The sequence below is a fragment of the Acinetobacter sp. LF10 genome (genome assembly GCF_048585715.1).
In the GTDB taxonomy this organism is placed as follows: Bacteria; Pseudomonadota; Gammaproteobacteria; order Pseudomonadales; family Moraxellaceae; genus Acinetobacter.
In genome coordinates, this window is record NZ_CP184160.1 from 2,965,805 (window position 1) to 2,978,868 (window position 13,064).

Here is a 13,064-nt window from a genome sequence, read left to right on the forward strand (position 1 = left end):
GTGTGTCGAGGAGCTACGCTCACCCGACTGGGTCACAAATATTGTTTTTACTGAACAATCCTCCCTCAATCCCTCCTTTTTCTAAGGAGGGAAGCTCCTACTCTTTTAAAGTGGGAGCTCCCCCTTTCTCAAAGGGGGTTGGGGGGATTAAATGGAACTAATTAGTCACCATTTTTCAGTTCAATGTTGATACCTAAAGAACGGATCTCTTTGGTCAATACGTTGAACGATTCAGGCATACCCGGATCCATATAATGGTTTCCATCTACAATATTCTTATAGATGCGTGTACGACCTTCGACGTCATCCGACTTCACTGTAAGCATTTCTTGGAGCGTATATGCAGCACCGTATGCTTCAAGTGCCCATACTTCCATCTCACCGAAACGCTGACCACCGAATTGTGCTTTACCACCAAGCGGCTGTTGAGTCACAAGTGAGTAAGAACCCGTTGAACGCGCATGCATCTTATCATCAACCAAGTGGTTCAATTTGAGCATGTACATGTAACCTACAGTTACAGGACGGTCAAACTGTTCACCTGTACGACCATCAAACAATACTGTTTGACCTGTACGAGAAATGTCTGCCAATTCAAGTAAGTCTTTGATCTGGCTTTCTTCAGCACCATCAAATACAGGAGTCGCTAATGGAACACCAGCACGTAAGTTACCTGAAAGCGCCAAGATTTCTGCGTCAGTCAAGCTATCAAGCTCTTCCTGCTCACCACCAACCTTGTTATAAATCTTGTCTAAGAATTCACGCAGTTCAATCACTGTACGTTGTTCTTTCAACATTTTTTCGATCTTATCGCCAAGACCTTTCGCCGCCATACCCAAGTGAGTCTCAAGAATCTGACCCACGTTCATACGTGACGGTACACCTAGTGGGTTCAATACGATGTCGACTGGTACACCATTGGCATCATGTGGCATGTCTTCAACTGGCAAGATGTTTGATACAACACCCTTATTACCGTGACGACCCGCCATCTTATCACCAGGCTGGATACGACGTTTAACTGCAAGGTAAACCTTAACAACTTTCAATACGCCAGTTGTTAACTCATCACCTGTAGAAAGTTTACGCTTCTTCTCAGCAAACTTCTCGTCAATCTCGTAACTCTTCTCTTTCAAGAACACTTGAATTTGAGTTAAACGCTCAGCAATTGCTTCATCATTTGGCTGGATTTCAAGTAAATCAACAAGCTCTAAACCAGACAATACGTCTTCAGAAAGTTTATCACCGCGTTTAGTTGAACCACCACCGTTAGATTCTTGACCTTTCAACAAACGAACAATACGTTCACGTGCTGCTTCTTCGAAGATTTTGTATTCTTCTTTCAAGTCTTTACGGTATGCGTCAAGCTGAGCTTTCTCAATTGCTTGAGCACGTTCATCTTTTTCTAAACCATCACGTGTGAAGACTTGAACGTCAATCACCGTACCTTTGGTACCAGACGGAACACGTAAAGACGAGTCTTTTACGTCAGCCGCTTTTTCACCAAAGATTGCGCGAAGTAATTTTTCTTCAGGTGTTAACTGAGTTTCACCTTTAGGCGTTACCTTACCAACAAGGATGTCACCTGCAGTCACTTCAGCACCGATATAAACAATACCTGACTCATCCAATTTAGACAGTGCAGCTTCACCAACGTTAGGAATATCGGCAGTAATTTCTTCTGCGCCTAACTTAGTATCACGTGCTACACATGACAATTCTTGAATGTGAATTGACGTTAAACGGTCTTCTTGAAGAACACGCTCAGAAAGTAAGATCGAGTCTTCGTAGTTATAACCGTTCCATGTCATGAACGCGACGCGCATGTTTTGACCAAGCGCAAGTTCACCCATGTCAGTCGATGGACCGTCAGCCAAGATATCGCCACGAGCAACTTTGTCACCCAAGTTTACGATAACGTTTTGGTTGATACATGTATTTTGGTTTGAACGTGTATATTTGATCAGGTTATAGATATCTACACCCGCTTCACCCGCGATCATTTCATCTTCGTTGACACGAATAACGATACGAGATGCATCAACATATTCAATCGCACCACCACGGTCAGCGATCACACACACACCAGAGTCACGTGCTACGTTTGCTTCCATACCGGTACCAACAAGCGGCTTGTCAGCACGCAAGGTAGGAACAGCCTGACGTTGCATGTTTGAACCCATCAATGCACGGTTCGCATCATCGTGTTCAAGGAATGGAATCAATGATGCTGCTACAGATACAACCTGTTGAGCAGAAACGTCCATATGCGTTACGCGCTCAGGCGACATACGAACGAAGTCACCTTGATGACGTACAGAAACCATTTCTTCAGTTAAAGTACCATCTTTATCCACTGCAGAATCGGCCTGTGCAATAACAGTCCCTACTTCTTCAATTGCAGATAAGTATTCAACTTCATCAGTCACACGACCATCAACAACTTTACGATATGGTGTTTCCAAGAAACCGAAGTCATTCGCTTTTGCATAGACAGAAAGCGAGTTGATCAAACCAATGTTTGGACCTTCAGGCGTTTCAATTGGACAAACACGACCATAGTGAGTTTGATGTACGTCACGTACTTCGAAGCCCGCGCGTTCACGTGTCAAACCACCAGGACCAAGCGCAGATACACGACGTTTGTGTGTAATTTCAGACAATGGATTGTTTTGGTCCATGAACTGAGACAATTGGCTTGAACCAAAGAATTCTTTGATTGCGGCAGCAACTGGTTTCGCGTTGATTAAATCTTGCGGAGACAAGTTATCTGTTTCTGCTTGGCTTAAACGCTCTTTCACAGCACGTTCAACACGAACTAAACCAACACGGAATTGGTTTTCTGTCATTTCACCAACAGAACGTACACGACGGTTACCCAAGTGATCGATATCGTCGACTTCACCTTTACCGTTACGAATTTCTACTAATGTACGTAATACATCAATAATATCGTCGTGTGACAGAATACCTTCAACTTCACGTGACTTCTGGTCAGTACCGACTTCGTAAGGACGACCCAAACGACGGTTGAACTTCATACGACCTACTGGAGAAAGGTCATAACGCTCAGAAGAGAAGAATAAGTTGTTGAATAAGTTTTCAGCAGCTTCTTTCGTTGGCGGCTCGCCTGGACGCATTACTTTATAGATTTCAACAAGTGCTTCTTCACGACCTGTTGTTGTATCCGCACGCAATGTATCTGCAACGAAAGGACCACGATCGATGTCGTTCGTGAACAGGATGTTAAACTGTTTAACACCACCTTCAGCGATCTTCACCATGATGTCATGGCTAAGAACGGTATTCGCAGGAATCACATCACCACTTTTCAGTGTGATATCTTCAGCTGTAATACGCTCATATAAATATTCATCAGGTACAGAAAGCTTGGCTAAGTTCGCAGCTTCCATTTGACGTACGTGACGTGCATTAATACGTTTACCTTGTTCAACGATCGCTTTACCATCATTGTCTAAGATATCAAATTGTGCCATTTCACCACGTAAGCGATCTGGAACAAGATCAATTTGATAGCTACCCATATCAAGATATACAGGTACTTTTTCATAGAACAAATTCAAGATTTGTTCATTGCTGTAATTCAAGGCACGTAGAATCACCGTTGCAAGCAGCTTACGACGACGGTCAATACGTACGAATACTAAATCTTTAGCATCAAATTCAAAATCTAGCCATGAACCACGGTAAGGAATAATACGTGCTGAATACAACACTTTACCACTTGAGTGGGTTTTACCCTTGTCATGGTCAAAGAATACGCCTGGTGAACGGTGTAATTGAGATACGATGACACGCTCAGTACCGTTGATAACGAAAGTACCGTTATCAGTCATGAGCGGCATTTCACCCATGTATACTTCTTGTTCACGCACGTCTTTAATTGATTTCGTTTCACGATCTTTAATGATCAAACGAATTTTTACGCGCATTGGTGCTGCATAAGTTGAACCACGTAAAATACATTCACGTACGTCAAACTCAGGCTTACCAAGACTATACTCAACAAATTCTAAAGCAGCATTGCCAGAATAACTTTCAATAGGAAAAACTGAACGAAATGCGGCTTGGAGACCGATATCTTCGCGATTTTTTGGAGTTTTACCGCCTTGTAAGAATGTACGGTACGAATCGACCTGAATCGACAGTAAGTACGGTGCTTCCATTACGTGGGGCAATTTACCAAAATTCTTACGGATCCGTTTCTTTTCGGTATATGAGTATGCCATCTGGAGTCCTCGGAAAGTAAACTAAACCCGCCTGCAGAACGGGTCTAGAAGGAATTACGCAGGCCGATATGGCCACCACTGTTTACAAATGCTGCAATTTTTAGTGGTATTAAAACGCTTAACAATATTTTTATAAGCAAAAAAATATTGGTAAGCGTTTGATTTCATGAATTTTGTTTAAATAATACGCACAATAAACGTAAAACTATCAAAAAACGAGCCGATTATTGTAACGCAAAAAGGCTGATGACCCAAGAGCCATCAGCCATTTTTTGGAGCCGATTTTGAAAAAATCGACTCCCTACAGCATTACTTAAGTGTAACTGTAGCACCAGCTTCTTCAAGCTTCTTCTTAAGTTCTTCGCCGTCTTCTTTAGAAACGCCTTCTTTAAGAACTGCAGGAGCGCCTTCAACAAGATCTTTAGCTTCTTTAAGACCAAGGCCAGTAGCTTCACGAACTGCTTTAATTACAGCAACTTTGTTAGCACCGAAAGAAGTCAACTCAACGTTGAATTCAGTTTGTTCTTCAACAACAGCAGCAGCAGGACCAGCAGCTACAGCTACAGCAGCAGCAGATACGTTGAAACGCTCTTCAAATGCTTTGATTAAGTCAACAAGTTCGATAACTTTTAATTCAGCAACTGCGTCTAAGATTTGTTCGTTTGTTAAAGCCATGAGAATAACTCCAAATGGATATTGAATGGTGTGAAAGTAGATTTAAGCTTAAGCAGCTTCTGACTCGTTTTTCTCTTGGAGCGCTGTAAGTAAACGACCCAATTTCGAAATAGGAGCTTGAAGAACAGAGGCAAGCATAGTAAGCGCTTTTTCGTGGTTCGGAAGGTTCGCAATAATACTAACTTCTTCACCTTGATAAAGTTTGCCGTCAAATGCAGCAGCTTTTAATTCAAATGCTTTGTTAGTTTTAGCAAATTCTTCGAACAAGCGTGCAGCTGCACCCATATCGTCTTCAGAAGTTGAGAATGCTAAGATTGTTGGACCAACAAGATTGTCATTCAAGATAGAGAATTGCGTATCTTGAAGAGCACGTTTAGCTAAAGTATTACGTACAACACGTGTAGCAACACCTAGTTTACGAGCTTCAACACGAAGAGCAGTTAATTGCTCAACCGTTAAACCTTGGTAGTCAGCAACAACGGCAGCGAACGCTGTAGAAGCAACTTCAGTTACTTCAGCAACGATCTGTTTTTTGTCTTCGATAAGAAGAGCCATCGTAAAACCTCCTAACGGTGATTTATGTACCTACACAGGTACACTCCCAATTCGTAAGTCTTTCGACTTACACGCGGAGGAGCAACAAATCACACCACCGCGTCTACTCAGACTGGTATTTTAAGAAGCAAATCCTAAGAACTGCCTCGCCTGAGGTCTTTGACGCTGATAAACCTTCATTTATCAATTCAAAGTTTGCCTAAAAACCCCTTCTCCCTCAGGGAGAAGGTAGGCATGAGGGTATAAAACCTCTCACCAACCCTCTCTTATAAAGAGAGGGAGCCTTTCAGGGCTTTAAAATTCTTTCTAATTACTTAGAAACGTTGTTTACGTCAACGATCAAACCAGGACCCATAGTTGAGCTCAAAGTGATCTTCTTAACGTATACACCTTTAGACGTTGCAGGTTTTAAACGTTTTAAATCTGCAATTAAAGTTTCAACGTTTTGACGCACAGCTTCTTCGCTAAAGCCAAGTTGACCGATTGCAGCATGGATGATACCACCCTTGTCTACACGGTAACGTGCCTGACCAGATTTAGCATTTTTAACTGCATTAGCAACATCTGGAGTCACTGTACCCACTTTAGGGTTTGGCATTAAGCCACGTGGACCAAGAATTGTACCCAACTTACCAACAACACGCATTGCATCAGGAGCAGCAATTACGACGTCAAAATCAAGGTTTCCACCTTGAATGCTTTCAGCAAGATCATCAAATCCAACAACATCAGCACCAGCAGCTTTCGCAGCTTCAGCAGCAGCACCTTGAGCAAATACTGCAACACGTACAGTTTTACCAGTACCCGCAGGTAAAGTCGTCGCACCACGAACAACCTGATCAGATTTACGTGGATCAACACCAAGGTTTACAGAGATGTCTAATGATTCTTTGAACTTCGCAGCTGGAAGGCTGTTAAGAACCTGTACTGCTTCTTCCAAAGTATAAACTTTGTTTGCTTCTACAGCAGCAGCAATGGCTTTTTGACGTTTAGTTAACTTTGCCATGTCTTATAGCTCCACTTCCAAGCCCATAGAACGTGCAGAACCAGCAATGGTACGCACACGAGCGTCTAAATCAGCACCAGTTAAATCTGGTTCTTTAGTAGTCGCAATTTCTTCTAATTGAGCACGAGTCAACTTACCAACTTTAGTTTTGTTAGGTACAGAAGAACCCTTTTGAATACCAGCAGCTTTCTTAAGAAGAATAGATGCAGGTGGAGTTTTCATGATGAATGTGAACGACTTATCGTTGTACACAGTGATCACGACAGGAATTGGCAAGCCAACTTCAAGTTTTTGTGTAGCAGCATTGAATTCTTTACAGAATGCCATGATGTTTACACCACGTTGACCTAAAGCAGGACCAATTGGTGGAGATGGATTTGCTTTACCAGCTGGAACTTGCAGCTTGATATAGCCGTCAATCTTCTTAGCCATTGAAAATTACCTCTGGGTACAGCGCCGCTAGGCTCCCCAAAAAATTAAACAACACCGAAGTGTTACAACAACAATGCCCGATCAAATCGGGCGCTTACCAACCAACTCAAATTAAATCGTTTTTTCGACTTGTCGAAACTCGAGTTCAACTTGCGTTGGTCGATTAAATACATTAATCGTCAACGTTAAACGTGACTTTTCGTATTGTACTTCCTCCACGACCCCTTTAAAGTCAGTGAACGGACCATCAACTACAAGTAATTCTTCACCAGGCTCAAACATTGTCTTAGGACGAGGTGCTTCACCTGTATTACGTACACGTGCAAGAATTGCATCAGCTTCACGTTGAGAAATTGGCGCTGGTTTTTCTGGTGTACCACCAATAAAACCTAGAACCTTTGGACACTCTTTAACGATGTGCCAAGTATCATCATTCATTTCCATTTCAACTAATACATAGCCAGGAAAGAATTTACGCTCAGACTTACGCTTCTTACCATCCTTCATTTCCACTACTTCTTCAGTAGGAACAAGGACTTCACCAAAACTATCAGCAACAGTGCTGCGCTGGATTCGGTCATTAAGTGAACGCATCACTTGTTTTTCAAAACCTGAATAGGCATGAATAATATACCAACGTTTCATCGCACTCTTACCCGATAATTAACTTAATAAACCAACCTAACCCGTAATCGAAACACCATAAAACCAATGATGCAACAACCACAACCAAAAGCACCTGCCACGATGTCGTGATCGTCTCTTGTTTTGTTGGCCAAGTCACTCGACGCAGTTCAATTCGCGCATCTTGCAACAAACGCACAAAGCCTTTGCCTTGATGGGTGGCGTATAATAAACCTAAAGCGACGACGACACAAGCCAAAATTACCCCAACGCGCACCCAAATATCATTTGCAGGTGCCCAATAGGCTGGTAAATGTTGATTTACCAATGCTGAACCAACTAACAAAACAATTGCAATTAACCACAAGACAATATCAAGCGGAGAACTTGCATTTATAACTTCTGCAGCATTATTTCTTTGAGGGATTGGCGCGTCGCTTAATGCGTCACGCGATTTATCATTCGACATTTTTTTACTCGTCGTAGAATTCGCGAATTATTATATGACAACTTAGCCAGAATTAAGCTTTTTTATTTAAAAAAAGTGGCAGGCCAGGAGGGACTCGAACCCCCAACATTCGGTTTTGGAGACCGACGCTCTACCAATTGAACTACTAGCCTATGAAGCAAATCGAAAGCCGAAGCTTCCGATTTGAATGTAATACAATATTGGGCTTATGCAGTTACTTTAGCAACAACACCAGCACCTACAGTACGACCACCTTCACGGATCGCAAAACGTAGACCTGGGTCCATTGCGATCGGGTGGATTAATTCTACTGACATTTCAACGTTGTCACCAGGCATAACCATTTCTACGCCTTCTTGTAACTTGATTGCGCCAGTTACGTCAGTTGTACGGAAGTAGAACTGTGGACGGTAACCGTTAAGGAATGGAGTATGACGACCACCTTCTTCTTTAGAAAGTACGTATACTTCTGCATCGAATTTAGTGTGTGGCTTGATTGTACCTGGTTTAGCAAGTACTTGACCACGTTGTACGTCTTCACGCTTAGTACCACGTAGAAGAACACCACAGTTCTCGCCCGCACGACCTTCGTCAAGAAGTTTACGGAACATTTCTACGCCAGTTACAGTCGTTACAACTGTGTCACGGATACCAACGATCTCAACTGTTTCACCAACTTTAACGATACCAGACTCAACACGACCTGTTACAACAGTACCACGGCCAGAAATAGAGAATACATCTTCGATTGGCATTAAGAATGCTTTGTCGATTGCACGTTCTGGTTCTGGGATGTAAGAGTCAAGCGCTTCAACAAGTGCAAGAACTGATGCTTCACCGTAAGGACCATCATTACCGTTTAACGCTTGAAGCGCTGAACCACGGATGATTGGAGTGTCATCACCTGGGAAGTCATAAGTAGAAAGAAGTTCACGAACTTCCATTTCTACTAATTCAAGTAATTCTTCATCATCAACAAGGTCACACTTGTTAAGGAATACAAGAATAAATGGTACACCAACCTGACGTGAAAGAAGGATGTGTTCACGAGTTTGTGGCATTGGACCATCAGTCGCAGCACACACAAGGATCGCGCCATCCATCTGAGCAGCACCAGTAATCATGTTTTTAACATAATCGGCGTGACCAGGACAGTCTACGTGAGCGTAGTGACGGATTGGAGAATCGTATTCTACGTGTGAAGTATTAATTGTAATACCACGTGCTTTTTCTTCAGGAGCTGAGTCGATTTGTGAGTAATCTTTCGCTTCACCGCCGTAAGTTTTTGCACAAATAGTTGCAATCGCAGCAGTTAAAGTTGTTTTACCATGGTCAACGTGACCAATTGTACCCACGTTTACGTGTGGTTTATTACGTTCAAACTTAGCCTTAGCCATTTGATTTTCCTCGTTTACGTCGACACCAGTTTAGAGAAAAACAACCCTGAAAAACTTTCTTTATCGACATTCGCCTAAAAAACTAGACACCCAATACTTGAAAAGCAGACTATAATAGCCTGCTTCTTTAAAAATTTTGTAGAAATTCTACTAAGCTGTATATCTGGAGCTCTTATCGAGATTTGAACTCGAGACCTCTCCCTTACCAAGGGAGTGCTCTACCACTGAGCTATAAGAGCGACATCTTCGATGGAGCGGGAGACGAGGATCGAACTCGCGACATGCAGCTTGGAAGGCTGCCACTCTACCAACTGAGTTACTCCCGCATGTTGGTACTTACCACTTCAATCGAAGTTAGATGGTGGTGAGAGAAGGATTCGAACCTTCGAAACTTTCGTAGCAGAGTTACAGTCTGCCCCCTTTGGCCGCTCGGGAATCTCACCATATCACACTTACACAGTGCTGTTCCTTACTCTATACTACCACACTTTTAAGATGGTGCCGGCACACGGATTCGAACTGTGGACCTACTGATTACAAGTCAGTTGCTCTACCAACTGAGCTATGCCGGCTCTTTCTTAGTGTTTCGTACGTTTCGTATCGGAACGGTGTGCAGTTTAGCAAAACTCTGAATCGATGCAAGTGGTTTTTTCAAAAAAACCGTTAAAAACTCATAAAATCAATCCGTTTGATGATAATTCAACCGCTTTGATCACTGCGCGAGCTTTTATTTGGGTTTCATTCCACTCTGATTCAGGATTTGAGTCTGCAACTAAGCCTGCCCCAGCCTGTACATAGACCTTTTTATCACGAATCACACAGGTACGAATCGCAATCGACATGTCCATTTCACCATGCCAGCCTAAATAACCTACAGCACCACCAAATACACCACGTTTTACGGGTTCTACTTCATCAATAATTTCCATAGCACGGATTTTTGGTGCACCTGAAAGTGTTCCAGCAGGAAAGGTTGCTTTAAACACATCTAAGGCATCCACATCATCACGTACTTCACCCTGCACATTAGACACGATATGCATAACATGAGAATAACGCTCAATCACCATACGATCAGTCACTTGTACTTTACCAATTTTAGAAACTCGCCCAACATCATTACGCCCAAGATCAATCAACATTAAATGTTCAGCAATCTCTTTTTCATCTGCGAGTAAATCTTGCTCCAAGGCAAGATCTTCTTCCTTAGTTTTACCACGTGGTCGTGTTCCAGCCAAAGGACGTACTGTTGCAATACCATTTTCTAAGCGTGAAAGAATTTCTGGCGAAGAACCCACAATATGAAAGGGCTTTTGATCCGTCAGGGTTTGTCCTTGCACTAGAAACAAATACGGCGATGGATTGAGATGGCGCAATGCACGATAAACTTGTAAAGCCTCACCATCAAAGTCAGATACCATACGTTGACCAGGCACAACCTGCATCACATCGCCTGCACGGATATACTCTTTTACTTTCTCAACGGTTTCTAAAAACTTTTCTTTACCCGTAATGGATTCGAAATATGGTGCAGTATGAGGTTTCGCTTGTAAGCTGACAGGCGTAGCGAGCAACTGCTCAAGTTGATCCAGCTTCTGCTGAGCCTTATTATAAGCATCAGGCTCACTCGAATCTGCATGATGAATTAAAAACAAAGTATCCTTTAAATTATCAAACACAATCACGGTTTGAGACAACATTAACCAAAGATCTGGCAAGGTCACAGGATCAGCTGAGGGAACGTTTTTAAGTTTTGGTTCAATATAACGTACCGAGTCATACCCCAGATACCCAACCAAGCCACCAGTAAAACTTGGTAACTCAGGCAATTCAGCTTGAGTTGGCACTTTGAATTGACTTTGAAAATCGCGGATATACTGAAATGGATCAGCGCAGTCTTGCTGGCGAAGCGAGCCATCAGCTTGCTGAATGGTCAATACACCTGCATTACAGGAAAAAACAATCGACTCCCCTAAACCAATCATTGAATAGCGCGCCCAATTCTCGCCCCCTTCAACGGACTCAAAGAGATAAGCTTGTTTTTGTTCTTTAAAACGTGCAAAAACAGAAAGTGGGGTTTCTGTATCTGCTAAACGTTGGCGATACACAGGAATGGTGTTATAGCCTGCTGATTTTAATTGCTCAAATTGTACTAAGGTCGTCATGAATCTTCTCTATGGTTTTAATTTCTGCGCGTTTTTTCAGTAGTGCCTTTTCAAGCCCGCCATCGAAAAACCATAACAAACTTCATGCTTGTCTCCTGACTAAATCATATTCTATCAATTCTGCCAAACTATCGACCACTTGCTGTGGCTGACAGTCATAGATACTTTCCCCATGATTATAGCCATAGCTGACCACAATACAATCAATACCTGCACGTCTGGCGGCTTCCACATCATTACTTGAATCACCAATCATCAAAGTTTGTGAGGCTATAATATTTTGCTGCTGCATACAGTGTAGTAAAGGCAATGGATGGGGTTTACGTTCAGCTAAACTATCACCACCAACCACCATCTTAAAATATGGACTTAACTGCAAAATATTGAGGATACCTTGCGCTAAATGCTCTGGTTTATTAGTTACGCAAGCCATCGTAATATTATGCTCTTGGCAGTAATCCAAAAATGGTAAAACACCTTCATACACTTTGGTGTTTACACATAATTCTTGTTCATAAATCTCAACAAAAGTATCAAGCAACTGCTTCTGCTGCTGGGCATCAATCTGCCCAAACAAATGCTCCAAAACAGTCTCACATAGTTTAGCCGCACCCTTGCCTACCCAAGCTCGAATTTGCACCTCTGTTACGAATGGTAATGCCAGCTTTTCCAAACTGAGATTCATTGCTCGATATAAATCAGCTGCCGAATCCACAAGTGTCCCATCCAGATCAAATAAAATTAAATTTCGTTGTTGTAACTGAGCAACAGACATTGATTTCGACTCAAGAAATAAAAAGGCACGCCCATGTGAGCATGCCTTGATTGTAAAAGCTTAATATAATTATTTAAAGAATAACCAAGCAATCACAGCTAAAATGATGAGCACAACAATTGAAATTAAACCAATCGATGCATTTTTTTGCTGTTCAATTTCTTGTTGGACACGAGAAATAGGTTCTTCAATCGCGATCGGTTGCTGTTCAGCAGCAGCCTGAACATCAATACCTTCAGGAATTGGTGCCGGTTTTGGAATGCCAACTTGTTGCGGCATACCATCTCGATTAATCGAAGTTTCCGAAGCTCGCTCTGCAAGCGTTGGCATGCCCGCATCGTGCTTCGTTGCCGTTACTGGCTCAACTTCAATTTCTGGTAGCTCTGTAAGTGTTGGCACAATTGCCAAAACTAAAAATACAAAACTCGCGAATTGTAAAATATCGCCATCATTTAAAGCAGCTTCTTGTTCAACACGGGTATCATTAATAAACGTACCGTTTGAAGAATTTAAATCTTGCACCCACAACTGCTCTCCTTTGAGTAGCAGTGCTGCGTGACGACGCGAAATATCCGCAGATTGCAATAAAATATCTGCATCCTGATGTCGCCCCACCAACATATCACGCTCAACACTAATCTCTTGCCCTGTAAATTCACCTGTAATGGCTTGTAATTTCCAAGTCATAGATGTTTATCCTTATCATAATTTCTTTC

General features: G+C 42.3%; 11 protein-coding genes and 5 tRNA genes. All 16 read right to left on the reverse strand.

What is annotated here, in order from left to right; translation table 11 throughout:
- Positions 1 to 161: 161 nt before the first annotated feature.
- Positions 162 to 4,250 carry a DNA-directed RNA polymerase subunit beta gene (gene rpoB / locus ACN19N_RS14235; protein WP_004659349.1) on the reverse strand — a complete coding sequence of 1,363 codons (4,089 nt, stop codon included), beginning with the start codon at positions 4,248 to 4,250 and terminating at the stop codon, positions 162 to 164.
- 309 nt (positions 4,251 to 4,559) lie between these two features.
- Positions 4,560 to 4,925: a 50S ribosomal protein L7/L12 gene (rplL, locus tag ACN19N_RS14240; protein ID WP_420001609.1), complete on the reverse strand. Its 366-nt coding sequence runs from the start codon at positions 4,923 to 4,925 to the stop codon at positions 4,560 to 4,562.
- Between the two features lie 48 nt (positions 4,926 to 4,973).
- On the reverse strand, positions 4,974 to 5,480 hold the full coding sequence (gene rplJ / locus ACN19N_RS14245) for a 50S ribosomal protein L10 (protein WP_004659354.1): 507 nt from the start codon (positions 5,478 to 5,480) through the stop codon (positions 4,974 to 4,976).
- A gap of 310 nt (positions 5,481 to 5,790) precedes the next feature.
- Complete coding sequence (rplA, locus tag ACN19N_RS14250) at positions 5,791 to 6,486, reverse strand: 50S ribosomal protein L1 (protein ID WP_269229020.1); 696 nt, start codon at positions 6,484 to 6,486, stop codon at positions 5,791 to 5,793.
- Positions 6,487 to 6,489: 3 nt separating this feature from the next.
- Positions 6,490 to 6,918: a 50S ribosomal protein L11 gene (rplK, locus tag ACN19N_RS14255; RefSeq protein ID WP_004637639.1), complete on the reverse strand. Its 429-nt coding sequence runs from the start codon at positions 6,916 to 6,918 to the stop codon at positions 6,490 to 6,492.
- A 111-nt stretch (positions 6,919 to 7,029) separates the two neighbouring features.
- Complete coding sequence (nusG, locus tag ACN19N_RS14260) at positions 7,030 to 7,563, reverse strand: transcription termination/antitermination protein NusG (protein ID WP_004659359.1); 534 nt, start codon at positions 7,561 to 7,563, stop codon at positions 7,030 to 7,032.
- Between the two features lie 7 nt (positions 7,564 to 7,570).
- Positions 7,571 to 8,011: a preprotein translocase subunit SecE gene (gene secE / locus ACN19N_RS14265; RefSeq protein WP_004659360.1), complete on the reverse strand. Its 441-nt coding sequence runs from the start codon at positions 8,009 to 8,011 to the stop codon at positions 7,571 to 7,573.
- Positions 8,012 to 8,087: 76 nt separating this feature from the next.
- Positions 8,088 to 8,163 (reverse strand) — tRNA-Trp (locus tag ACN19N_RS14270).
- A gap of 54 nt (positions 8,164 to 8,217) precedes the next feature.
- On the reverse strand, positions 8,218 to 9,408 hold the full coding sequence (gene tuf, locus ACN19N_RS14275) for an elongation factor Tu (RefSeq protein ID WP_269229021.1): 1,191 nt from the start codon (positions 9,406 to 9,408) through the stop codon (positions 8,218 to 8,220).
- A 164-nt stretch (positions 9,409 to 9,572) separates the two neighbouring features.
- Positions 9,573 to 9,647 (reverse strand) — tRNA-Thr (locus ACN19N_RS14280).
- A gap of 11 nt (positions 9,648 to 9,658) precedes the next feature.
- Positions 9,659 to 9,734 (reverse strand) — tRNA-Gly (locus ACN19N_RS14285).
- 33 nt (positions 9,735 to 9,767) lie between these two features.
- A tRNA-Tyr gene (locus tag ACN19N_RS14290) sits at positions 9,768 to 9,851 on the reverse strand.
- Positions 9,852 to 9,904: 53 nt separating this feature from the next.
- A tRNA-Thr gene (locus ACN19N_RS14295) sits at positions 9,905 to 9,980 on the reverse strand.
- A gap of 99 nt (positions 9,981 to 10,079) precedes the next feature.
- Complete coding sequence (gene trpE / locus ACN19N_RS14300; RefSeq protein WP_420001610.1) at positions 10,080 to 11,573, reverse strand: anthranilate synthase component I; 1,494 nt, start codon at positions 11,571 to 11,573, stop codon at positions 10,080 to 10,082.
- A gap of 82 nt (positions 11,574 to 11,655) precedes the next feature.
- On the reverse strand, positions 11,656 to 12,348 hold the full coding sequence (locus ACN19N_RS14305; RefSeq protein WP_420001611.1) for a phosphoglycolate phosphatase: 693 nt from the start codon (positions 12,346 to 12,348) through the stop codon (positions 11,656 to 11,658).
- Positions 12,349 to 12,417: 69 nt separating this feature from the next.
- Complete coding sequence (locus ACN19N_RS14310) at positions 12,418 to 13,035, reverse strand: FHA domain-containing protein (protein WP_269229024.1); 618 nt, start codon at positions 13,033 to 13,035, stop codon at positions 12,418 to 12,420.
- Positions 13,036 to 13,064: the final 29 nt, after the last annotated feature.